We start from the raw sequence: 21,519 nt of genomic DNA on the forward strand, positions 1-21,519 counted from the left end.
GATGCGCTGGCTTCGCTCAGGTCACCAGCAGGCCGATTGCTTTGCCGTAGTTATTTAGCTTTGTAAGCGCATAATTCGCGATCTCCGCCCTGCTTGTCTGCTTACGCCACATCATTTCGATTCGGACAGGTTCACCGCCAATAGTTGCAAGGATGTCGCTGTGATATTTTAATCCGGATCCCTCCAGGGGTACCTCGGTTTCAGCATTGGACGCTAGTCCGAGTTGGGTCATCGCCGCAGCAAAGGCAGCATTCAGTAATCCATCGTTCTTGGCTGCGATGTCTGCCAAAATTGCGAAGGCTGCCTGGGAGGATGAGCCCGGCTTCTTCCCTCGGCGACGAACACCAAGAGACCCACCGCCCGCGACGATTCCAAGCTCACTCGTGCGAAACCGGTCTGGAGCCTTCGGATCCGGGGCGGTGCTACCACTGCGCTCCCGCATGGCCGCGTGAAGCGCCGTCGAACCGTATTGACGCGCAACCGCTTGGGCAGTCAAGGTGTCGACGTACATGATCCGCGCATCAAGGACCGTTCCGAGAATTCCGAGCTGGTCTGGATAGTTCTTGAGCTCTGCTACAACATTGGCTTCCGTGGCAGACATTGAGCGTTCAATGTCTGCGTAGGACCCACGGCCGCGGGTAAGCGCGGCAACATCATTGTCGGGATCGTTACCCGCAATCACGACTATCCAGACACGCTCTTGCTTGACTTTTTGCAGAGATTTGACGCGTCTCGTGTTCGTTAGGAGCAGCTTACGGACGCTAGCTAGGTAGTGCCCGACAGTGCTCGATCCACTCAACAGCTCTTCCGCTTTTTCAGCAGAAATACCAAGCGCACTGAGCTGAGCCCCCTGATTGAGGGCACTCACTGTACGCTCAGCAATTCGCACCCACTGTTCCTTCGGGGGCCCCGAAAACTGAACGATAGGACCGTCGACACCAAACAGGCCGGAATCGCCGATTTTATCGCCCAGATCAGCAAGTCTCTCTGACAGGTCATCTCGATTTGTCGGCCAGACAAACAGCGTTTCCTTACCCTCTTCCGAGCGCGTGAACGAATTGATTTCATGAAGAGCCGACTCTAGATCTCGATCCGAGACGTCTCTCAATGCCTCACGACCTTCGAGAACAATGATTCTGGGCCCCAGGCTAGCCCCCATAGCAGCTAGGACCTCTTGCACGTTCTCCTTTGAACGAATAGTCACCGTCTCGACCCCACTACGGAAGAGACCCACCGTATCCAGGAATGTCGACTTCCCCGCTCCGCTGTCTCCGCGCAGGAGCATCAATGAACCCTTCCCGGAAGATTCACCGACTCCTGAAGAGTTGATGTCCTCGAATCGAGCATCGATAATCTCGAGCAGGTCGTCGATCGGCATAACGATGCCCTTCAGGACTCCATCTCCAACCGAGCGGAGGCTCTCAAACCTGTCCGGGACCGAAATTGGCACTACGGGCGCATTCGTCATGTCGTACATCCTGCCCTACAACGTCGAAAATGGTGACCTTTCGGCGCACAAAGCACAGAGTGGCCGCCTGCCTGTTCCGTTCAACCGCAAAGATGCCTACACGACGAACACTGAGGGACCGAGCGCAGGATCGATCGCAAGAGGCGCAGGGCGCGGCCCGGATGCTCGGCTCTAACCTGGCCTCAGGCTACTCGCCAAGCGACGAATCCAGAACACGCGTCACTTCAGTGAATCGACCGTTCATCATCGCTATTAGAGGGGACTCCCCGTTTGAGATCGGGGTGGGGTATGCCCAACCACACACCACCCCGTGGACGGTGGAGGAAGCGGCGACATTCCTGCAGCTCACGACCACCGAGCAGCACAACGAGCTTTTCACTCTGGCGCTTGCTCTCGGACTCCGCAGGGGCGAACTCCTCGGACTGAGGTGGGAGGACATTGATCTCGCCACGCGCAAACTCCACGTCCGGCAAACGGCTCAACGCCTGGGAGCTTCCCACGGCATGGTTATCGGTCCGCCGAAGTCAGCTCGCTCCCGTCGACCATTCCGCTTCCGACATCGCTGTGGAGAAACTGCACTCGAGGCAACGGTCTCAGCGCATCGAGCGCGAACTGGCCGGTGAATCCTGGCAGGAGAACGGTCTCGTGTTCTCGACTGGCATCGGCACGATGATCGAACCAAGCAACCTGCGGCGGAGCTTCGACCAGGCGATCACTACCACTGGCGTCCGTCGTATTCGTTTCCACGACATGCGTCACACGTGCGCGTCGCTCCTGCTGGCACGGGGCGTTCCGTTGCGGGTCGTGATGGATGTGCTCGGACACTCTACGATGTCCATCACGTCGGACCTCTAAGCCCATGTCATGCCGAGCGCGCTCGTCGATGCCGCATCCGCTATTTACTCCGCTCTGGCGCCCACAGCCCCCATACCGTAGACGTTGCTGTCTCGGTTGCTGTCAGGGATCACAAATCGATCCCGACGACAGCCTCGCAGCCTTGAAAAGGCGAACAAGAAATGGCCGTTGACCAGGCAAAACAAAAGCGGTCCACCGAAGTGGACCGCTTTTCAGGATGTGCGCCCGAAGGGATTCGAACCCCCAACCTTCTGATCCGTAGTCAGATGCTCTATCCGTTGAGCTACGGGCGCATTGCCTGCTGAGAGAAGAGAACTTCGGCTCGGCAGGCCGAAGTAGAGCCTACAACACGGAAGCCGAAGACGCGAATCGTGCTGCGAAGGGTTCGGGGCCGGGGAAGGCCACACCCTTCGACAAGCTCAGGGACCGGGGAAGCTGACTCAGGGAGCGGAGGAGGTGACTCAGGGAACGTGTGCGGCCCGCGGACCATGGGAGGGCTCCCCATCGACACGACCGGCGCCGACATGGAACAGTCGATGCGACCACCTGCGGAGAGGACGACGTGAGCGCTGCACCAGGACCGACGAACGACGGCTTCACCGTGATCGGCCGACCTCCCGTCCGGGCGAACCTCGTCCTGATCGTCATCCTGTCGGGCATCCTCGCCACCGTCGTCGGGTGGGGCCTCGGGAGCATCATCGACTCCGTCTTCGACATCGCGCTCGCCCCGATCATCACCATTCCGTTCTGCTTCCTCCTCACCGCCGGCATCTGCCTGTCATACCTCCGGACCGCCTTCCGCCCGGTCGGCGTCGACACCGTCCGCGGCACCGCGCTCCTCCGGGGCGAGACGATCCCGCTGCGCTCAATCGTGAGCGGCGAACTCCTCACCCGCAATCCCGCCGCCACCACGCCGGCCCTCAGTCTGCGACTCACGACCGACACCGGTACACGTGCGCGCATCATCGTGAACGGCGGTTGGCTCCGGAGCCTCCCCACGTCCGACCTCGTGCCACTCGTCGCGCTCATCGCCGGTAGCGGCATCCCCGACGACACCGGCCAGGATCCGCTCGACGTCGGCCGGGAACGCATCTCCCGTTCACTCGCCGGGAAGGGCTCGGACGTCGCGATCGGTCGACGCGGGTTCATCGGCGACTGCATCGCCGTGGCGGAGTCCACCGGCGACGTGAAGTTGCTCGACGCGGTGGTCCAGGCCGCGGGGCCGCTCGGCCGGAGCATCCGGGACGAAGCGATGCGGGCCGCACAGGGCGCAGTGGAGGAGGTCGTGCGCGCGCATCAGGACGTGGCTCCAGCGGCGCATGACGCCCCGAACCCCACTCCCCTCGTGCCGCCTGCGCCGCAGTACGGGTCGGTCGTCGCGGACGAGGACGAGGCGACGGCGGTCGACGACGACACGGACGACGACCGGTTCCGTCGACCGGACGACCCGGCCCGGCTGGCCGCGGAGCAGATCGTCGACCGAGTGCACCTCGACAAGCTCGGTGACCGGAATGGGGCACTCGGCAACCGGGATGCAGAGCGCAGCAATCGGGATGCAGAGCGCGTCGACCCGGACGACGGACGCGAGTTGCCGTCGTGGATTCCGCCACAGGACCAGGCTCGGGTGCGGTCCTGGCTCGCGGACGACGACGACGTCGTCCACCTGCAACCGATTCCGGAGACGGTCGGCGCACGCACCCTCCGAAAGGTCTGCGACTGGATCCTCATCGGGCTAGCCGGGATCGGCCTGCTCGCGATCTTCGGGGCGGCCATCGCGGAAGGGGTCATCGACCGCCTCCTGCCGTCCGACGCGAACGCGCTCGTCGCTGTCGCGGTCGTCGGATCCGCGCTACTCGCGTTCGTCGCGTGGATCGTCGGCGGCATCGCGCGGGCACGCGAGATCCACATCGCTCAGCGGTTCTCCCTCGAGTGGCTCGACCGGCGCGGCCCGGAACAACGCCGCCGCGGACTCCCGCCGGTGCTCCTGCAGCACTTCCTCGGCCCGATCCCCGCGTCGCGCCTGTTCGCGGCCGGAGCCTACGCCGGGACCTGCCTCGGCGGGGTCGGTGTGCTCGCGGGCGCCCTCCTGTCCGTCGACCCGGAGGAGCTCGGCGCGACCGGGCCGATCATGCTCGGCGTCAGCCTCGTGCTCACGGCTATCGGGACGGTGCTGTTCATCGTGCGCTGGCGGCGGGTGAAGCGGCAGCGGGCGCTGGCGGTCGAACTCGGCGGCGAGCGCCTGGCCTATCTCGGGAACCTGTAGGCGAGAGGGCGGCTGGCGGGCCCTTCGACAAGCTCAGGGACCGGAGGGAGGCTCAGGGAGCGGAGGGAGGCTCAGGGACCGGAGGGAGGCTCAGGGACCGGAGGGAGGCTCAGGGACTAGACGAGGGCTCACAGCCCTTCGACAAGCTCAGGGACCGGCGATGATTGCCGAGAGGATCTCTCGAGCGACCTCCCTGGGCCGTTTGTGAGTCGTGTCGATGCGCATGTCGTCGGTGAATCCGGCCCGCTCGAGGACGCCCGCCAGTTCGGGGTGACGCCGCGTGTGCCAGCTGAGCGCCGCCTCGTCGTCACCGTGGCGTCCGGCCAACCTCGAGCGCGCGACGTCCGGATCCAGGGTCAGGCGCACGTGCAGCAGCCTCGGGGAGCCGAGGGCGACGGTGGTGCGTTGCAGCTGGTCGGGCGTCTCCATCACCGTGGCGACGACGACGACCGCTGCGCCGGCGCGCCGGAAGTTCGCGGTGATCGCCTGCAGATTCTCGAGAGCGAGAGCGGCCCGGAACGGATCGTCCTCGGGTGCAGGCCAGAACCGGCTCGACCAGTCGACGTCGATGACCGCGCCTGAAACGCCGCATCGCTGCAACGCCTCACCGACTGCCTCGGCAGCGGAGGTCTTGCCGGTGCCCACGCTGCCATTGATCAGGACGGTGTCGAACCTCGCGATGGACATTGCCCGATGGTATCGGTCGCGGCCACGACGGTGCTGGCGCCTCCGCAGCTCTTCCGGAGGGGTGAGTGAGCGCCGCCGCGATTCGGGAGAGGCGACTCAGCGAGCGACGACCTTGGCGAGCACCCAGTGCGCGCGGTCGAGGGAGTTCGCGGGTGCCGGCTGGTACTGGAAGGCCCGGGCGCCACGCTGGACGGCGACACCCTGCGCCGTGGCAGCGGCCTCCAACTGACCGGTGAAGCGCTGCCAGCCGTCGAGCCCCTGCGGGAACCCGAAGTTCTCCTCCAGCGAGGTGACCAGCACCTCAGCGCCGGAACCCGCGGGCCACACCTCGATCACCGCGTCCTCCTTCGAGATCTGGTTGAGGCCCCAGACGCCCGGACGCAGTGACTTCAACCGACTCTTCGGCAGGCCCTCGATGAGCGCGACCGCACCGGCGGTGTCGGTCCCGAGGATGACGGAGCGACCGAACTCCTGCAGGGTCGCGGGGATCCTGGCCTGCTTGCTCTCGCCGGCCTCACGCAGCTTCCGCCGACCGAGTCCCTTCAACACCCCCAGCCCGACGATGGCGAGCAGGACGAGAATGGCGATGATCGCGAGCACGTTGCTGTCCACAGGAGCCCCCCAAGGCTGTCGATTCCGGGCGGTTCGCCCAGGACGAGGATGCCGCAGACCCGACAGCCGTTCAATGGGTACTGCTCCCCACCCCGTCAGGCCACGGTCAGGCCGGCGACGGGAGTCCAGCGTCAACGGCCACCGATCCACGCCTGTCCGTCGACGCCGAGACGGTCGACGCAGGAGCGGACCGCGCGGCGTCCCGCCACATCGCAGCCGGCGTCACGCCCGGGATGCCCGTGATGGAGGCGATACTCCGGAATCCGCTTCGCCGATACAGCGCGCGATTGCGCTCGTTCGACGACTCCAGGTACACGGGGAGACCGTCGGCGTCGATGGCGCGCAGGCGTGACTCGAGGAGCGCACCCCCGACACCGGCCCCGCGAGCGCCGTCGCCGACGCCGATCTGTGCGAGGTACCAGTGCGGTTCGACCGGACGGGGCAGCGCGAGAGTCCGCTGCAGGCGCATGGCTCGCGGAAGTCCGCGCAGCCCCAGCGCACGGGCGAACCTCGGCAGCTGCCGCACCTGGTCGAGCACGGAGTGGCGGGCGTCCGGCGTCTCCCAGACGGCGACACCGAGGACGACGCCGTCGGCGTCCCGGCGAGCGAGGTCGACGCGGCCACTCGATGCCGCACCCGAGCACAGCATCGCTTCGAAGAGGAGGGCGAGCCGGCGCTCACGATCGGAACCGGAGACGAGCGTCGAGGTGACCGTGTCCTGTCGGAAGGCGGTCGCGAGCACGGCCGCGGCCTCCTCGAGGTCGGCGGGCGAGGCGGGAGCGATAGTGAACACGCGTTTCCTTTCGGGCGGAGAGTGGGTGTGGGGCGACGACCAGCGCGGGTCAGTGCGCCTGGGAACCGAGCTCGATGACGAGGACACCGACCGCGATCAGGCCGATGCCGACGATCATCTTCGGCGTCAGCTTCTCCTTGAAGAGCACGCGCGCACCGATGGCCGTGAGGGCGACCCCGCAGGCGGCCCAGATCCCGTAGGCGATCCCGACGGGCATCCCGTTCGCGAGTGCGATGGTCAGCAGTCCGAAGGCGGTCACGTAGAACACGGCGACGGGAGCGATCCACCGCTTCTTCCGCAGGCCTTCCGAGGCGCGCAGGGAGAGCGTCGCGGCGACCTCGGTAACGATGGCACCGGCCAGAAGCAACCAGGTCATGCGCCGACCTCCTCGTTCGCCGCGCCCGGCTTCGGCGGCTCCGGGGCGTGGCCCGTCTCCACGAGCACGACGCCGGCGATCACGATCGCGATGCCGAGCCCGATCATGAAGGTGAACTGCTCGCCGAACACAAGCGAGGCGAGCACCGCGGTGAGCGCGACGCCGGCCGCAGCCCAGATGCCGTAGACCACCCCGATCGGCACCCCCATCCGGAGCAGGAGCGACAGGGCGACGAAGGCGCCCGCATACCCGGCCACCGCGAGGATCGACCACCAGGGGTTCTCGATGGCGCCACGGAGCGAGAGGGTCGCCGTGACCTCCAGCAGGATGGCGGCGGAGAGGATCAGCCACTTCTTCATCGGGGTTCACCTCCAGCGAGGGCCAGGAGTCGCGAGACCAGGTCGGCGCGCTGGTCGCGGCCGACGTCGAGGATGCCGGTCGCCTCGGCGATCCAGAGACCGTTCGCCGCCAACCAGACGAGCAGGAGGGAGGTCGAATCGGTGTCCTCACCGAACCCGAACCAGGTGCGAAGGTACTCGAGCCAGGGAGCGGCGAGTTCGGGACGCCTGACCGCCTCGGCGAAGACGACGAACTCGCCCTGGCTCGCCCCGCCCTCCCCGGCGAAGGCGACGAAGGCCCGCACCCGCTCCTCGAGCGTCGACGTCTCGAGTGGCGCCCCCAGCTCCTCCACGAGCTCGCGCTGCCAGCGGGCGACGACATGCTCGATCACCGCGATCATCATCGCGTCCCGTGAGGGGAAGTGGTAGCGCAGGCCGGCCTTCGTCAGACCGACCTCCTGCGCCACCGCCTCGTAGGTGATGTTCGCCTCTCCGGAGGCGTCGACGACGCGGACGGCCGCATCGAGGATCTCGTTCCGTGCACTGGGTCTCATGGGAGTTACTTTACCTTACGTAAGGTAAAGTAACTCTGGGAACGAACCGTGAGGAACAAACGCCCGGCGGCCCATGTGACGCTCTGTTTCGAGCCCCTCGCGAGCACCCGAGCCCCCGAGTACCGTCGTGCTGGACGGCGCCGTGATCGCCGTCGGACCCAGCCTCGACGAGACGACCCGGTGGTATCCCTGTGAGCAAGCGCATCATCCTCAACGCGTTCGACATGAGCTGCGTGACCCATCAGGCGCCCGGCCTGTGGAAGCACCCCGACAACCAGGCGCACCGCTACAACGACATCGACTACTGGATCGACCTCGCCAGACTCCTCGAGCGGGGCACCTTCGACGCCCTGTTCATCGCGGACGTCGTCGGCATCTACGACGTCTACCGTCACTCCTCCGCGCCCGCGCTCATCGACTCCGCGCAGCTGCCCGTCGGCGACCCGATCATCCAGGTGTCGGCCATGGCGAAGGCGACCGAGCACCTCGGCTTCGGCGTCACCGTCGCGTCCACCTACGAGCTGCCGTACGCCCTCGCCCGCCGCTTCTCGACGCTCGACCACTTCACGAAGGGTCGGGTCGGCTGGAACGTCGTCACCTCCTACCTCGACTCCGCCGCCCGCAACCTCGGGCTCACCACCCAGATCAAGCACGACGACCGCTACGGCATCGGCGAGGAGTTCCTCGACGTCACCTACAAACTGTGGGAGGGCTCCTGGGAGGACGACGCGGTCGTCATCGACCGGGAGAACGGCGTCTACACCGACCCCACGAAGGTGCACCCGATCAACCACCGGGGCGAGCACTTCCAGGTGCCCGGCATCCACCTCTCGGAACCGTCGCCGCAGCGCACCCCCGTCATCTTCCAGGCCGGCGCCTCGGCCCGCGGTCGCCAGTTCGCAGCCACCCACGGCGAGGCGGTGTTCATCAACGGGCTCGTCCCGGAGCTGACGCGCAAGACGACCGACGACATCCGCGACCGCGCCGAGGCCCTCGGACGGCCGCGCGACAGCGTGAAGATCCTCACCCTCGCCACGGCGATCGTCGCCGAGACCGACGAGGAGGCGCAGGCGAAGTACGAGGAGTACCAGCAGTACATCTCGCTCGACGGCGCCCTCACCCTCTACGGCGGCTGGTCCGGCCTCGACCTCTCCTCCTTCGACCCCGACAAGCCGCTCAAGTACGTCGACACCGACGCCGCCCGCTCGGCGCTCGCGATCTTCACGCTCGCCGATCCGGAGCGCGAGTGGACGCCGCGCGACATCGCCCACTACATCGGCATCGGCGGCATCGGGCCCGTGTTCGTCGGCAGCGCCGCGACGGTCGCCGACGAGATCGAGCGCTGGATCGACGTCGCCGGTACCGACGGCTTCAACCTCGCCTACGTCATCACGCCCGGCACCTTCGAGGCCGTCGTCGACCTGCTCGTGCCCGAGCTGCGTCGCCGTGGCCGCGTCTGGGACGAGTACCCGGAGGGGACGCTGCGCGGCCGCCTGAACGGCACCGGCTCTTCCGTCGTGCCCGAGTGGCACCCGGCCCACCGCTACCGCGGTGCGTACGTCGGGCAGCCGTCCGCCGCCGACGACACCGCGCCTTCCCTCTTCGACACCGACAACGCCGACGAGACCAACGCCTACGCCCCAGAAGGAGCCTCAGCATGAGCATCGACACGATCAGCACTTCGACAGGCTCAGTGACCGGGCAGCCGGTCCCCGAAGGGCGTACGCACTGGTCCGGCACCGCCGACGACGCCGAGCTCGCGCACTGGGACGCCGTCGCCACCGAGGTCGCCACCAAGCTCGCGGTCGACGTCCTCGAACGCGACCGCGCGAACCTCGACCCCACCACCGAGCTCGACCTCCTCCGCGAATCGGGCCTCGTCAACCTGCTCGACCCCACCGAGTTCGGCGGGGGTGGCGGACACTGGGAGAGCGCCTTCCGGGTCGTCCGCATCCTGTCGCGCGTCGACGCCTCCATCGGCCAGCTGCTCGCCTACCACTACATCAACGCCGGCAACATCGGCTTCACCGCCGACCCGGACACGCAGGCCGAGTGGCACCGCAAAACCGTGCAGGGCCGGTGGATCTGGGGCGACTCCGTGAACCCGACGGACCCCGACCTCTCGCTCACCCAGGACGGCGACGCGTTCCGCCTCAACGGACTCAAGCGGTTCTCGACGGGCGCCTCGGCCGGCGACGTCATCCTCGTCAACGCGGTCGTCCGCGGTGGCGACCACGACGGCACGATCTTCCAGTTCGTCCTCGACCACGACCGCGCGGGCATCACCTACCTCGGCGACTGGGACGCGCTCGGCCAGCGGCTCTCCGCGTCGGGTTCCGTGCGGTTCGAGGACGTCCTCGTCGAGCAGACGGACATCCTCGGCACCGTCGGCGACGAACCGTTCTCCTCCCTCGTGACGCCCGGCATCCAGCTGGCCTTCGGCAACCTCTACCTCGGCATCGCGGAGGGCGCGCTCGCGCAGGGCACCGAGCTCGTCCGGGCGCGGAAGAACGCCTGGTTCCTCAGCCACGCCGAGACCTACCGCGACGACCCGTTCGTCCAGCGCGTCGTCGGCGAGTTCGTGTCGTCGATCGCCGCCGTCGAGGCGCTCGCCGACCGCACGAACGCCAGCTTCGACCGCATCATCGAGCGGGGAGCGGACGTGACCGCGGAGGACCGCGGCGCCATCGCCATCGAGATCGCCAAGCTCAAGGTCGTCTCCACCGAGCTCGGCATCGAGGTCGCGAACCGCATCTTCGAGGTCACCGGCTCCAGCTCGGCGAAGGCCTCCGTGGGGCTCGACCTGTTCTGGCGGAACGTGCGCACGCACTCCCTCCACGACCCGGTCGACTACAAGAAGCTCGAAGTCGGCGCGAACCACCTGAACGGCGAGCTGCAGCCGATCTCGCTCTACACCTAGGCCTTCGCGCCACTCCCGCCCTTCGACAGGCTCAGGGACCGAACCCAGACTGCTCAACCCGGTCGCCGAGCACCTCCACCGGCCCCTGAGCACCTCCACCGGTCCCTGAGCACCTCCACCGGTCCCTGAGCCTGTCGAAGGGCCAACCACACGACCAGCCCACCGCCGCCTCCGGAACGGAACCAGATGACCTCCGCACCCTCCACCACCGCCCGCCCGGTCGGCTTCGCGGCCGCCCGCGAGCTGCTCCTGCCGCTGTTCGCCGAGATCCAGGCCGGCGCCGTGGAGCGCGAACTCGAGCACCGGCTCCCGCGCGAGGAGGTGCGGAAGCTCGCCGCCGCCGGCTTCGGCGCGCTTCGGGTCCCCGCCGAGTTCGGTGGTTCGGGGCTCACCTTCCCGGAGTTCACGGAACTCCTGATCGAGCTCGCCGCGGCGGATTCGAACCTCCCGCAGATCTTCCGCGGCCACATCGCCCTCGTCGAGGACCAGCTGGTCGCGGCCCCCAGCGATCGACGCACCGCCTGGCTCGAGCGGTTCGTCGCCGGTGAGATCGTCGGCAACGCCTGGAGCGAGGTCGGCTCGGGCGCGCTCGGCGTCTCCGGAACGGTCGTCACCGAGCGCGACGGTCACTACGTCGTGAACGGCCGCAAGTTCTACACGACGGGCAGCATCTATGCCGACTGGACGGACGCCACCGCGCGCCTCGTCGTCGATGGCCAGCCCGACACCGAGGTCACCGTGCTCGTCCGCACGAACCAGCTGGGCGTGACGATCGCCGACGACTGGGACGGCTTCGGGCAGCAGCTCACCGGCACGGGGACGATCGTGTTCGAGGACGCCGTCGTCGACGCCGACCAGCTGCACCCCTTCACCGACCGGTTCCGCTACCAGACCGCGCTCTACCAGCACGTGCTCATCGCCGTGCACGCGGGGATCGCGGCGGCGGTCGAGCGCGACGCCGGGGAGCAGATCCGCGCCCGCACCCGCGTCTACACGCACGGTCTCGCACCGCTCGTGAAGGACGACGGGCAGATCCAGGCGGTCGTCGGCGAGATCTCGTCGATCGCGTTCGTCGCGAAGCAGACCGTCCTCGGGGTCGCCGCGGCGATCGAGCGGGCGTCGGAGACCGCCGCCGACCGGGATTCCGCGGACGACCTGCAGGCGAACATCGAGGCCGAGATCCGTTCCGCCCAGGCGCAGGTGGTGCTCTCAGAGCTCGTCCCACGGTCCGCGACGCTGCTGTTCAACACGCTCGGCGCCTCAGCCGTCAGCCGCACGAGCGCCCTCGACCGCCACTGGCGCAACGCCCGCACGGTCGCGTCGCACAACCCCGTCATCTACAAGACGCGCATCGTCGGCGACTGGTCCATCAACGGAACGCCGCCGCCCTTCGTCTGGGCCGTCGGTACGGCCAAGCCGGAGTAGCCCGCCGCGGCACGAGCGCAGGACATCCGCCCGAGAGCAGGACATTCCGCGTCGAAACGTCCTGCTCTCGGGAGGATGTCCTGCTGCCGAGCGGGTGCGGGTCAGCGGCCGGCGAAGGCGCCGCGGTAGGCACGCAGCGGGTGCGTCTCCGGCAGGGTGGGTTCCGCACCGAAGAGCTTCTCGCGGAGCGTGCCCGGCGCGTACTCCCGCTGGGCGAGACCGCGCTCCTGCAGCACCGGCATGACCTCGTCGACGAAGACCTCGTAGGAGTGCGGGACCATCCAGTTGGCGACGTTGATCCCGTCGATCCCGGCCGCTCGCCACTCGGCCAGGTGGTCGGCGATCTGCTCCGGCGTGCCGACGACGCGACCCCGCAGCTTCGCGGTGAGCTTGGCGAGGTCGCGCACGGTCGGCTCCCGGTCCGGCGACAGGGCCTTCAGCGCCTCGAGCATGCTGTGCCCGCCCTGGGTCTCGACGTCCTTCAGCGGGGTGTCCGGGTCGATCGGCTTGCCGGTCGCCTGGTCGGTGCCGAGGTTCGAGTGAGCGAGGAACGCGTCGGCCGACAGGAGGTCGTCGTACTCGGCCTCGATACGCTTCGCCTCCTCCTCGGTGCTGCCGACGATGAACGACATCGCCTGCCAGAACTTGACGTCGCGCGGGTCGCGGCCGGTCTCGGCGACGAGCGCGCGCGTCGACTCCGCGGACGCCCGCGCGGCCTCGATGCTCGGCGCCATCATGAACTGCACCTCGGCGTAGTTCGCGGCGAACGCCTTCCCCGCACCGGACGACCCGGCCTGGAACAGGAGCGGCGAGCGCTGCGGCGACGGCGACGACAGGTGCGGGCCCTCCACGCGGTACCGTTCGCCGACGTGGTCGATCCGGTGCACCTTGGTGGGGTCGGCGAAGACGCCGCTGGCCTTGTCGGCAAGGAGCGCGCCGTCGTCCCACGACCCCTCCCAGAGCTTGCCGACGACCGCCACGTACTCCTCGGCCCACGCGTACCGCTCGTCGTGCTCGACAAGGCGGTCGAGCCCGTAGTTGCGCGCCGCGTTCTCGAGGAAGCTCGTGACGATGTTCCAGCCGACCCGCCCACCGGACGCATGGTCGATCGTCGAGATCTTCCGGGCGAAGGTGAACGGGTGCTCCTGCAGGATCGACGAGGTGAACGCGAGGCCGAGGTGCTCGGTGCTGATCGCCAACGCCGACAGCAGCATCGACGGGTCGTTGCTCGGCAACTGCATGCCCTCGCGCGCGTTCACGTCGAAGGACGCTCCGGCACCGCCGTAGACCCCGACGACGTCGGCGAAGAAGATCGTGTCGAACCGACCCCGCTCGAGCGTCTTCGCGAGGTCGACCCAGAGGTTCACGTCGTCGAAGGTGTGCTGCTTCGCGTCTGGGTGGCGCCAGAGGCCGTGCTGCATGTGGGAGCCCGTGTTCATCACGAAGGCACCGAACTGGAGGCGGGAGGGCTGAGCGGCGGTCATCCCCTCACGCTACCGGCAGGGGCTCAGCCGAAGGTGCCCTCCAGGTAGACGTCCCCCTCGGGTCCGGAGGTGTGGATCTGGTAGTCGGCGGGGTAGCCCGACGGACTCGTTCCGGCGAGCGCCGGGTCCTGCAGGATGGCGACGATCGCTGCAGCCTCCTCCGGGGTCACGTCGTTCACGTAGAGCTTCGGTTGGGCGTTGACCTCGATCTCGACATCGGGGTAGGCCTCGACGACGGCGAGGATGGCGTCGACCATCGGCACGCTCAGCTCGGCCGGGTCGTCCGCCATGGAGAAGCGTTCCGGCACACGGTAGTGCGCGCCGTCCGGGTAGATCCCGCGGAGTTCCCGGACCGCCGCGGGAAGGGCATCCATGGAGAAGACGGTGATGAGCGGTGCCCCCTCCGTGACGGCGATCGACACCTGCAGCCGCTCCGTCAGCATCAGCCGCTGCAGTTCGTCGGCGATCTCGTCCATGCTCTGATCGCTCGGCACGAGCTGCACCCGCCACGGTCCCCGTGGTGGATCCTGTTGCTGGGCGGCCGACGTCGGGTCCGGCTCGCGCTGGATGACGACGATCGCGATGCCCTCGAGGTCCTCCCCGGCACGCTTCGCCGCGTCCGCCGCGCCGAGCACCTGCCCGACGCCGGCATCGAGGGACATCGTCACCGTCGCGCCGTGACCGACGACCTCGATGTCGGCGATCCCGTCGATGTCCGCGAGCGCCCGAGTGAATCCGTCCTCGGCTTCGGACCGTTGCGCCGCGGCGACCTCACGCGCGGGCGGCGGGCGGAACGCACCGGTCGACGCCACGATGACGGCGACGACGATGAGACCGGCGAGCACCGCAGTGACGACCCGTACCCGTCGCCGACCGATGGCGAAGGAGAGGAGCATGATGAGCGCGGCGACGATCAGCACGGGGGCTCCGTAGACGACGAGTCCGAAGACGAGTATCGCGAGTGCTGATCCGAGATTGCTCACCAGCCCACCAGCGGCTCCGCTGGCGATCAACCCCACGGGCGGTATCCCGAAGACCACCAGGACACCGAAGCCGATCCCGGCGACCATGACCGCCGTCAGGCCGCTCACGTAGGCGAGCCCGCGCGAGGGGGTCCTCCGACGGACGACCTCCATCACCGGTTGGACGATCACGAGCATGACGCCGACAGCGAGGAGGATCCACCCGCCGAGCGAGCCGAGCATCTGGTACCAGAGCTCCGCCCCCGACGGCCCGCCGAGCACGAGCGGCGCGTCGGGGCCGTACGACCCGGTCGACTGATCGACGCGCATGGCGGTGCCGACGATGTCGAACAGCGTCGTGACGACGCCCCCGATGGCGATGATGAGGACGGCCGAGACGACGAGGTCGACGGAGCGGATGAGATACGCGATCAGGAACGCGACTCGGGGCGACCGGCGGGCAGGATCCTGGGGATCCGCGGATGCGTCGTCGGGGTCGGGCGAGGTCGCCACGGTCGAGGTCGCGTGGACGGATCCGGCGGCGCTGGCCTCGGCGTCATCGCGCTCAGGCGATGTCCCGGCTGCGCCCCCGTCGCTCATGGCTCCCCACTTCCGATGCGTCTCGATGACGCTCCCCCGGTCGTCAGTCTGGCACGACCCTTTCGAGATGCTGCCGCGACCGGGCCCGTCCCGGGTCAGCGCGCGTCCAGCGCCCGGAGCTGCCGCTGGAGGGCGACCTGCCGGTACGAGGTGTCGATCAACTCAGCGATGAGTGCCCAGTCGACGTCGTCGAGCGTGCGGCCGTCGTCGCCGTCGAGACCGGCGTCGAACGCGAGCTTGCCCGACGGGCCGTCGTACTTCGGCGACCAGAACCGCTCGTCCTCGAGCCAGGCGCCGCGCTCCTCCTCGGCCGGCGTGAACGTGACGCTGTGCGGGATGCGCATCTCCGACCCGACGGTCACGAACACGCGCTTGCCCGCCTTGAACCGCGGGCGTCCGTGGCCGAACGTCTCGACGGCCTCCGGATAGGCGAGGCACAACCGCCTGACGCGTTCGACGAACGGATCGTCGGGATCATGCACGATCGGATGCTCCATGCGCCGACGCTACTCCGCGCGGGCGTCACGCGACAGTGCTCACCGGATGCGGTGCCCCGGGTGGGCGGCGTCGTACGCCGAACGCGACACCGCGATCACCGGCCGCTGCTCGAGCGACCAGTCGGCGAGCGTCTTGATCAGGTGGGAGAGCCCAGCACCGGACGAGGTGAGCGCGTAGGACACCTGCGCGGGAACCGTCGGGTACACGGTCCGGTCGACGAGGCCGTCGCGTTCGAGGCGGCGGAGGGTCAGCGTCAGCATGCGTTGGGAGATCCCGTCGATCGCCCGCTGGAGTTCGCGGAACCGGCGGTCGCCCGACGCGAGCTCGACGACGACGAGGACCGACCAGCTGTCGCCGATGCGGTCGAGGACGTCCCGGATGCCGCAGTCCGGGTGGTCCTCCTTGCCGCAGGGTTCGAGGTCGGCGGTTACCGCGGTGTGCGTGAGTGACATGGAAGTGCCTTCTTGTGGGGCGGGAACAGGGGACGCAGACTCGTCCGAGTCATCAGTCCGAACACCGAAAGGCCCTGAAATGATCCTCGTCACCGGAACCACCGGCCAACTCGGCGGCGCGATCCTCGATGCGCTCACCACCCGTGGGGCTGCACCGCTCGCGAGCAACCGCAGCGGACAGGACGGCACGCGACGGATCGACTTCGACGACCCCGACACCGTCTCCTTCGTCGGGGTCGACACCCTCGTCCTCGTATCGGCGGGTGAAGCCGAGGACGACGTCGTGATCGCCCGACACGAGACCGCGATCACCGCGGCCGAGCGGGACGGAGTACAGCACGTCGTGTACACGAGCCTCACCTCGGCCGGAGACCACCTCGCGTTCGCGCTCGCGCACCGGTGGACCGAGCGTCGGCTGCAGCACAGCAACCTGGCCTGGACGATCCTGCGGAACGGCCTGTACGCCGAACTGTTCGGGTCGCTCCTGGCGTGGTCGGGCGACTCGCTCGGTTCGGCGTTCGGCGACGGCGCGCTCGCCGCCGTCGCACGAGCCGACCTCGCCGAGGCCGCGGCCGTCGTCGCGACGTCACCGTCGGACCACGTCGGTCGCAGCTACGACCTCGTGGGCGAACCGATCACGGCCGCGCAGGTGGCCGATCGGCTGGGCGTCCCACTCCATTCCGTCTCCCTCGCCGAGCAGCGGACGGCGCTGGCTGAGGCCGCGCTCAAGCCGTTCCAGCCCGCCATGCTCATGTCGATCTTCACCGGCGTCCGGCACGGATTCCTTGGCGGCGCGGGTGACGACCTCCGAACCCTGCTCGGACGCGAACCAGCGGACACGGTCGCGGTCGCTGCCGCCTCACTTCCGCCCCGCTGAGTCGCCCGGATCTGCACGAATCCGAGCCGAAATCGTGCAGATCCGAGCGACTCAGTGCTCAGGCGGCCGGCAGCGCAGCGCCCCGCAGCGGGACGGCGCGACGCCAGGTGGCCATCCGCCAGACCCACTCGACCGGCCCGTAGCGGAAGTGCTGCAGCCAGACCCGGCTGAGCACCGACTGCACCGCGATGAGCGCGAGTGCTCCGACGCTCACCGCGGCCAGGTCGTCGATCTCCCGGAAGGGGACGACCAGCCCGACGACCGCGAACACGGCGCTCGCGGCGAGGTAGTTGGTGAGCGCCATGCGGCCGAGGGGTTCGAAGACGGCTGCGAGGACTCGACGCACCGGTGTCTGCCAGAGCAGCGCGAATCCGGTGACGTACACGACGGCGAGGATCCCGCCCGCGATCCCGCCGGCGGTCGTGAACCGCGGATCGCCGGGCTCGGTGGTCTGCCAGACGATGGCCGGGACGGCGAGGGCCGTCGCCACGAGGAAGGTGATCCACACGGGCCGCCCGCCGGCGTCGAGCACCTTCGGCAAACCGTATGCCGCCGCCCCCGCGCCGGCGAGGAACAGTCCGGGCAGGGTCGCGAGCCCACCGCCCGTGAGCGCGTAGGCGGCGATCGTGAGCACGACACCGCCCCCGAGGATCGCCCACCGCGGGAGCAGGAGGAGCAGCGGGAGGACCAGCAGTCCGCAGATCGCGTACTCGCGGAGGATCTCGCCCGGGTAGAGGAACCCGTGCGCGATGCCGATCACCGCCAGCGCACTGAACCGCAGCAGCATCGGGACGAGCGCGCCGGTGCCGCGACGGCGGGCGCCCTGGATCACGAGCATCGCGCTCAGCCCGAAGAGGAAGGCGAAAATGGGGACGAACCGCGTCTGCACCGCGAACTCGAGCACGGTGTCCATGAGCGTGGACTGTCGCTGGTCGAACGGGATGTCGCTACCGAGCCGGGTGATGTCGGGGACGTTGACGAAGAGGATGCCGACGAGCGCGAACCCGCGGAGGGCGTCGATGAGGTGCCAGCGACGCGAGGTGGCGTCGCCGGTGGACGGAACCGGCGGCGTTGAAGAAATGTTGACCTGAGGCATATCACCAGTTCAGCAGATGTGGCGGAACCGCGCATGCACCTGGAGGATGACGTCCTGCCACCCGGGACTGAGATCGCCCTCAGGCGGCGGGCGCCTTCGGGCAGTGCAGCTGCGTGCGCGGGCCGGTCGTGCGGTCGACGATGTGCTCCGACATGGCGTGGCCACAGATCGGGCACCCCGATTGCGCGGACGGCGGCAAGGGCTCCTCGTTGTAGGGACCGAGGGGCGGCGGACCGAGCACCTTCCACATGCGGCCGTTCACCCAGCCGTACAGACCGCCGGCCTCGCGCACGGACTCCCGGAAGGATCGTTTCTCGCTCATATTGATGAGTGTACTAATCATTTGGGTACGATGGGACCGTGACCGCCAACGAATCCACCACCGTCGCCACGACTGACGACCTGCTCCAGCTCGAGAACCAGGTCTGCTTCGCGCTCGCCGTCGCGTCGCGCAGCGTCATCTCGCTCTACCGACCGATCCTCGAACCGCTCGGTCTCACCCATCCGCAGTACCTCGTGATGCTCGCGCTCTGGCAGCACAGCCCGCGCTCGGTCAAGGACCTCGGCGGAGCACTGCAGCTCGAGCCGGCGACGTTGTCCCCGCTCCTCAAGCGCCTCGAGACCGCCGGGCTCGTCCGACGCGACCGCAGCCGAATCGACGAGCGCGTCCTCGACGTCTCGCTCACCACCGCCGGCCGCGAGCTCCGCACCCAGGCGGAGGCCATCCCGCATCGGGTCATGAACGAGCTCCGCATGGACGCCGAGCACCTCACCCAGCTCCGCGAGATGCTCCACGCGGTGATCGGGGCGGCGACCACCGCGCCCGCGGTAACCGGCACAGCCGACAACGCATCCTGAACTCGGCGTCATCACCGCGAATCCACGGAAGCAGCCGGTCCACGTCGGATGCCGCTGCGGTCGCCAGCTGGAACCGCGCGTCGCTCCGACGACGCCAAACCGGTACGCCGAGTAGCACCGCGACGCCCTGACGGTCAGGCCGGACCGCTTGCGGCGACGAGCGCCGAGCGCCTGGCGCGCGAAGGATCCTTCGAGAACACGCGACCAGCCGGGGCCCGATCGGGGAGGATCGAGCGACGCGAACACCCCCACACGTTGCGGTGTCGCCGCGCACAGACCCCCACGGGGTGGCGCCCGGGCGGCGAAGCGCGACGACCACGTCCGTCGACCCGTGTTCGCGCTGATTCATGGCGACATGCCCGCGTTCTCGGTGACGCCAGGCATGGTCCGGCCGACACCGGGACGGCGATCGCCTGCCCAAGCGCCATCAGTGGCCATCCCTGGACGGACCTGCTAGCATTTCAGAAGAATCTGATCATAAGTATGATCTACTTCAATATTCGCGGGTGGAGTGTTCTTCCAGTGCATCCGACCCGACCCGGAACCCCGAGAGAGAAAACCGTTTCATGACCATCAGAACCCGAATCACATCGTCTGGACTCGTGGCCGCTGCGATCGTCGCTTCGACGCTCCTCACCGCAGCGCCGGCGAACGCCGCTGACATCTCCATCCCGGATGCGGGACTGCGGGGTTGCGTCAACGCCGCGCTCGGCCAGCAACCCGACGACCCCATCTCCGACACCCAAGCTGCGACGGTCACCGACCTCTCATGCTTCAACCTGGGAATCTCAACCCTCACTGGCCTTGAATCCTTCACCAACCTGAGCGTCCTGGAACTCGGGAGCAACCAGATCAGTGATCTCGCGCCGCTGGTCGGGCTCACGAGCCTCCAAAACCTCGGACTCGGAAGCAACCAGATCAGCGACATCTCCACACTCGGCACATCGACCGGCCTGCGACAGCTGTACCTCGGTGGGAACCAGATCCAGGACGTCACTCCGCTCGCCAACCTCAGCCAGCTCACAAGCCTCGACTTGGCAAGCAATCAGATCCAGTCGATTGCTGCACTCAGCTCGCTGTCGAACGTGCAGATCCTGTTCCTGCACTTCAACGAGATCAGCGATGTCTCACCGCTGGCAGGTCTGGTTCAGATCAAGAACCTTCTCCTGGTCGGAAACCACATCGTCGACGTGTCGCCGCTGAGCGCGCTCGCGACCCAGCAAGCCGAAACCTCCGGCACCTACATCGACGCGATCAATCAGGAGATCGTGCTGCCCGACGTCATCGCAGGCGACGTTCAAGACAACCCGACGATCGGTTACCTCAGCAACACCGACCGTGTTCCCGCACTCGCCCAGTCGGGTACCGCGGTTGTCGCAGCGGACGGACTCTCGTGGACCTACGCTGCCGCCGGACCCAACTCACTCACCTGGTCTTGGGTGAACCCGGGAACGAGTTCGCTGACCTTCTCCGGAGTGTTCCTGCAGCAGTCCACGGACCGTGCCCCCCTCCCCACGACACTCGTCGATGATGCAGCATCGACCACCGCAGGGTCGCCCGTGACGATCGACGTCCTGGTGAACGACGGCCTCGCCGGCGAACCTGGCGTTGACGCCAGCACCCTCACGCTCGTCGATGACGCGTCACAACCCGTCTCGAGTCTCACGGTCACCGGCGGAACATTCGAGTTGTCAGCCGGCACGGTCATCTTCACTCCCGAGAGCGGATTCGCGGGCACCGTTCCCAGCGTCACCTACCAGGTGACGAACACGGACGGCGTCGTCGGCACTGCGAGCATCGTCATCACCGTCACGCCCGCTTCATCGCCGTCGCCGTCGCCGACAGCACCGGTCCTGTCCGACAAGGACGCGTCGTTGGCATCAACGGGCGCCGACGCCGCGTACCCTGCGCTGGTGGGGCTCGTCGCGCTCATGATCGGCGCAGCGGTCGTTTCGCTTGCGTCCATCCATGGCCGCAAGCGAGCTGCCGCCGCGCGCAGGTCCTAGCCGAGCTGTCGACGGGTGGTACTTCGGCTGTTGAGCCGAAGTACCACCCGTTTGTCATGCACGACAGCCGCGCGGTACTCGAGCCCGTTGTCGGCCGCGAACAAGCGCACGCGGAGTCGACGTCGTTCCGTGAGGGGCTGCGTGACGAGGAAGGCACCGAGGATGATGAACATGCTGGCGACGACGCCGGTGATGCCGAAGACGATCTCGACCGCGGTGCCGAGGTCTCGCCATTCCGCGGGAAGGTCGAGTGGCAGACCGATGCTCATCCACACGAAGTACAGCCCGCCCACGAGCACCATGCCAGCGCCGATGCCCGCGTCACGGAGGATTCGAGGCTGATCGGCCATGACCTCCACCGGATCTGCCGCGTCAGCGCGGTCGTGTCGGATGTG

The 21,519-nt window shown here is 67.9% G+C and carries 22 protein-coding genes and 1 tRNA gene; 8 read left to right on the forward strand and 15 right to left on the reverse strand.

The features are described 5' to 3' along the window. Nucleotides 1-16: 16 nt before the first annotated feature. The gene (locus tag GV015_RS01025) at nucleotides 17-1,468 is read right to left on the reverse strand and encodes a hypothetical protein (protein ID WP_159875982.1); all 1,452 of its coding nucleotides are present in this window, start codon (nucleotides 1,466-1,468) and stop codon (nucleotides 17-19) included. Nucleotides 1,469-1,906: 438 nt separating this feature from the next. Between GV015_RS01025 and GV015_RS01030 the strand changes: the two genes are divergently transcribed. After that, nucleotides 1,907-2,323 (forward strand): tyrosine-type recombinase/integrase, encoded by a 417-nt coding sequence (locus GV015_RS01030; RefSeq protein ID WP_159875984.1) that lies wholly within the window; start codon nucleotides 1,907-1,909, stop codon nucleotides 2,321-2,323. Between the two features lie 220 nt (nucleotides 2,324-2,543). Here the strand turns inward: GV015_RS01030 and GV015_RS01035 are convergent. Continuing rightward, nucleotides 2,544-2,616, reverse strand: a tRNA-Arg gene (locus GV015_RS01035). A 269-nt stretch (nucleotides 2,617-2,885) separates the two neighbouring features. Between GV015_RS01035 and GV015_RS01040 the strand changes: the two genes are divergently transcribed. Next, a complete protein-coding gene (locus GV015_RS01040; RefSeq protein WP_159875986.1) occupies nucleotides 2,886-4,586 on the forward strand; it encodes a hypothetical protein in 1,701 nt (566 codons plus the stop codon). A gap of 147 nt (nucleotides 4,587-4,733) precedes the next feature. Here GV015_RS01040 and GV015_RS01045 read toward each other — a convergent pair whose 3' ends face one another. From GV015_RS01045 to GV015_RS01070, 6 genes are all read right to left on the reverse strand, one after another. Next, complete coding sequence (locus tag GV015_RS01045; RefSeq protein ID WP_159875988.1) at nucleotides 4,734-5,273, reverse strand: AAA family ATPase; 540 nt, start codon at nucleotides 5,271-5,273, stop codon at nucleotides 4,734-4,736. Nucleotides 5,274-5,369: 96 nt separating this feature from the next. After that, nucleotides 5,370-5,885, reverse strand: a complete 516-nt coding sequence (locus GV015_RS01050) for a hypothetical protein (RefSeq protein WP_159875990.1) — start codon at nucleotides 5,883-5,885, stop codon at nucleotides 5,370-5,372. A gap of 106 nt (nucleotides 5,886-5,991) precedes the next feature. Further along, nucleotides 5,992-6,678, reverse strand: a complete 687-nt coding sequence (locus tag GV015_RS01055; RefSeq protein ID WP_159875992.1) for a GNAT family N-acetyltransferase — start codon at nucleotides 6,676-6,678, stop codon at nucleotides 5,992-5,994. Between the two features lie 49 nt (nucleotides 6,679-6,727). Then, on the reverse strand, nucleotides 6,728-7,054 hold the full coding sequence (locus tag GV015_RS01060; protein WP_071260538.1) for a multidrug efflux SMR transporter: 327 nt from the start codon (nucleotides 7,052-7,054) through the stop codon (nucleotides 6,728-6,730). Beyond that, entirely contained in the window at nucleotides 7,051-7,413 is a 363-nt protein-coding gene (locus GV015_RS01065) for a multidrug efflux SMR transporter (protein ID WP_159875994.1), read from the reverse strand. The genes GV015_RS01060 and GV015_RS01065 overlap by 4 nt, the downstream gene beginning before the upstream one ends. After that, complete coding sequence (locus GV015_RS01070; RefSeq protein ID WP_159875996.1) at nucleotides 7,410-7,946, reverse strand: TetR/AcrR family transcriptional regulator; 537 nt, start codon at nucleotides 7,944-7,946, stop codon at nucleotides 7,410-7,412. The genes GV015_RS01065 and GV015_RS01070 overlap by 4 nt, the downstream gene beginning before the upstream one ends. 191 nt (nucleotides 7,947-8,137) lie before the next feature. Here GV015_RS01070 and GV015_RS01075 point away from each other — a divergent pair, with 191 nt between their 5' ends. The 3 genes from GV015_RS01075 to GV015_RS01085 all read left to right on the forward strand — a co-directional run bounded on the left by GV015_RS01075 (nucleotide 8,138) and on the right by GV015_RS01085 (nucleotide 12,291). Further along, entirely contained in the window at nucleotides 8,138-9,607 is a 1,470-nt protein-coding gene (locus GV015_RS01075; protein WP_159875998.1) for an LLM class flavin-dependent oxidoreductase, read from the forward strand. Further along, on the forward strand, nucleotides 9,604-10,866 hold the full coding sequence (locus GV015_RS01080; RefSeq protein WP_159876000.1) for an acyl-CoA dehydrogenase family protein: 1,263 nt from the start codon (nucleotides 9,604-9,606) through the stop codon (nucleotides 10,864-10,866). Before GV015_RS01075 ends, GV015_RS01080 begins: the two co-directional genes overlap by 4 nt. Nucleotides 10,867-11,052: 186 nt before the next feature. Then, the gene (locus GV015_RS01085) at nucleotides 11,053-12,291 is read left to right on the forward strand and encodes an acyl-CoA dehydrogenase family protein (RefSeq protein ID WP_159876002.1); all 1,239 of its coding nucleotides are present in this window, start codon (nucleotides 11,053-11,055) and stop codon (nucleotides 12,289-12,291) included. 101 nt (nucleotides 12,292-12,392) lie between these two features. Here GV015_RS01085 and GV015_RS01090 read toward each other — a convergent pair whose 3' ends face one another. The 4 genes from GV015_RS01090 to GV015_RS01105 all read right to left on the reverse strand — a co-directional run bounded on the left by GV015_RS01090 (nucleotide 12,393) and on the right by GV015_RS01105 (nucleotide 16,287). Continuing rightward, on the reverse strand, nucleotides 12,393-13,775 hold the full coding sequence (locus tag GV015_RS01090; RefSeq protein ID WP_159876004.1) for an LLM class flavin-dependent oxidoreductase: 1,383 nt from the start codon (nucleotides 13,773-13,775) through the stop codon (nucleotides 12,393-12,395). A 23-nt stretch (nucleotides 13,776-13,798) separates the two neighbouring features. Then, a complete protein-coding gene (locus GV015_RS01095; protein ID WP_159876006.1) occupies nucleotides 13,799-15,337 on the reverse strand; it encodes a hypothetical protein in 1,539 nt (512 codons plus the stop codon). Between the two features lie 95 nt (nucleotides 15,338-15,432). After that, entirely contained in the window at nucleotides 15,433-15,834 is a 402-nt protein-coding gene (locus GV015_RS01100; protein WP_159876008.1) for an MmcQ/YjbR family DNA-binding protein, read from the reverse strand. Between the two features lie 39 nt (nucleotides 15,835-15,873). Then, nucleotides 15,874-16,287, reverse strand: coding sequence for a helix-turn-helix domain-containing protein (locus GV015_RS01105; RefSeq protein ID WP_159876010.1), 414 nt, complete (start codon nucleotides 16,285-16,287; stop codon nucleotides 15,874-15,876). A 79-nt stretch (nucleotides 16,288-16,366) separates the two neighbouring features. On the opposite strand from GV015_RS01105, the gene GV015_RS01110 reads away from it, so the two are divergent. Further along, nucleotides 16,367-17,164 carry an NAD(P)H-binding protein gene (locus GV015_RS01110; RefSeq protein ID WP_159876012.1) on the forward strand — a complete coding sequence of 266 codons (798 nt, stop codon included), beginning with the start codon at nucleotides 16,367-16,369 and terminating at the stop codon, nucleotides 17,162-17,164. A gap of 58 nt (nucleotides 17,165-17,222) precedes the next feature. Here the strand turns inward: GV015_RS01110 and GV015_RS01115 are convergent, their stop codons facing one another. Together GV015_RS01115 and GV015_RS01120 are read right to left on the reverse strand one after the other, a co-directional pair. Further along, nucleotides 17,223-18,260, reverse strand: coding sequence for a DUF418 domain-containing protein (locus GV015_RS01115; protein ID WP_159876014.1), 1,038 nt, complete (start codon nucleotides 18,258-18,260; stop codon nucleotides 17,223-17,225). A gap of 79 nt (nucleotides 18,261-18,339) precedes the next feature. Next, nucleotides 18,340-18,582 (reverse strand): hypothetical protein, encoded by a 243-nt coding sequence (locus GV015_RS01120; protein ID WP_056011014.1) that lies wholly within the window; start codon nucleotides 18,580-18,582, stop codon nucleotides 18,340-18,342. A 38-nt stretch (nucleotides 18,583-18,620) separates the two neighbouring features. Between GV015_RS01120 and GV015_RS01125 the strand changes: the two genes are divergently transcribed. Then, complete coding sequence (locus GV015_RS01125; protein ID WP_159876016.1) at nucleotides 18,621-19,118, forward strand: MarR family winged helix-turn-helix transcriptional regulator; 498 nt, start codon at nucleotides 18,621-18,623, stop codon at nucleotides 19,116-19,118. Nucleotides 19,119-19,720: 602 nt separating this feature from the next. Further along, nucleotides 19,721-21,124, forward strand: a complete 1,404-nt coding sequence (locus tag GV015_RS01130; protein WP_159876018.1) for a leucine-rich repeat domain-containing protein — start codon at nucleotides 19,721-19,723, stop codon at nucleotides 21,122-21,124. On the opposite strand, the gene GV015_RS01135 is transcribed toward GV015_RS01130, so the two are convergent. Beyond that, complete coding sequence (locus GV015_RS01135; RefSeq protein WP_159876020.1) at nucleotides 21,121-21,474, reverse strand: hypothetical protein; 354 nt, start codon at nucleotides 21,472-21,474, stop codon at nucleotides 21,121-21,123. The genes GV015_RS01130 and GV015_RS01135 overlap by 4 nt on opposite strands. Nucleotides 21,475-21,519: the final 45 nt, after the last annotated feature.

It is taken from the genome of Plantibacter sp. T3 (genome assembly GCF_902506515.1).
GTDB classification, from domain to species: domain Bacteria; phylum Actinomycetota; class Actinomycetes; order Actinomycetales; family Microbacteriaceae; genus Plantibacter; species Plantibacter auratus.

Excerpts from the sequence above, each read along its gene's own strand:
- GV015_RS01105 (WP_159876010.1), bottom strand. The coding sequence starts at position 16,287 with ATGTCACTCACGCACACCGCGGTAACCGCCGACCTCGAACCCTGCGGC.
- GV015_RS01085 (WP_159876002.1), top strand. The coding sequence starts at position 11,053 with ATGACCTCCGCACCCTCCACCACCGCCCGCCCGGTCGGCTTCGCGGCC.
- GV015_RS01070 (WP_159875996.1), bottom strand. The coding sequence starts at position 7,946 with ATGAGACCCAGTGCACGGAACGAGATCCTCGATGCGGCCGTCCGCGTC.
- GV015_RS01115 (WP_159876014.1), bottom strand. The coding sequence starts at position 18,260 with ATGCCTCAGGTCAACATTTCTTCAACGCCGCCGGTTCCGTCCACCGGC.
- GV015_RS01045 (WP_159875988.1), bottom strand. The coding sequence starts at position 5,273 with ATGTCCATCGCGAGGTTCGACACCGTCCTGATCAATGGCAGCGTGGGC.
- GV015_RS01110 (WP_159876012.1), top strand. The coding sequence starts at position 16,367 with ATGATCCTCGTCACCGGAACCACCGGCCAACTCGGCGGCGCGATCCTC.
- GV015_RS01095 (WP_159876006.1), bottom strand. The coding sequence starts at position 15,337 with ATGAGCGACGGGGGCGCAGCCGGGACATCGCCTGAGCGCGATGACGCC.
- GV015_RS01135 (WP_159876020.1), bottom strand. The coding sequence starts at position 21,474 with ATGGCCGATCAGCCTCGAATCCTCCGTGACGCGGGCATCGGCGCTGGC.
- GV015_RS01060 (WP_071260538.1), bottom strand. The coding sequence starts at position 7,054 with ATGACCTGGTTGCTTCTGGCCGGTGCCATCGTTACCGAGGTCGCCGCG.
- GV015_RS01065 (WP_159875994.1), bottom strand. The coding sequence starts at position 7,413 with ATGAAGAAGTGGCTGATCCTCTCCGCCGCCATCCTGCTGGAGGTCACG.
- GV015_RS01120 (WP_056011014.1), bottom strand. The coding sequence starts at position 18,582 with ATGAGCGAGAAACGATCCTTCCGGGAGTCCGTGCGCGAGGCCGGCGGT.
- GV015_RS01025 (WP_159875982.1), bottom strand. The coding sequence starts at position 1,468 with ATGACGAATGCGCCCGTAGTGCCAATTTCGGTCCCGGACAGGTTTGAG.
- GV015_RS01100 (WP_159876008.1), bottom strand. The coding sequence starts at position 15,834 with ATGGAGCATCCGATCGTGCATGATCCCGACGATCCGTTCGTCGAACGC.
- GV015_RS01080 (WP_159876000.1), top strand. The coding sequence starts at position 9,604 with ATGAGCATCGACACGATCAGCACTTCGACAGGCTCAGTGACCGGGCAG.
- GV015_RS01090 (WP_159876004.1), bottom strand. The coding sequence starts at position 13,775 with ATGACCGCCGCTCAGCCCTCCCGCCTCCAGTTCGGTGCCTTCGTGATG.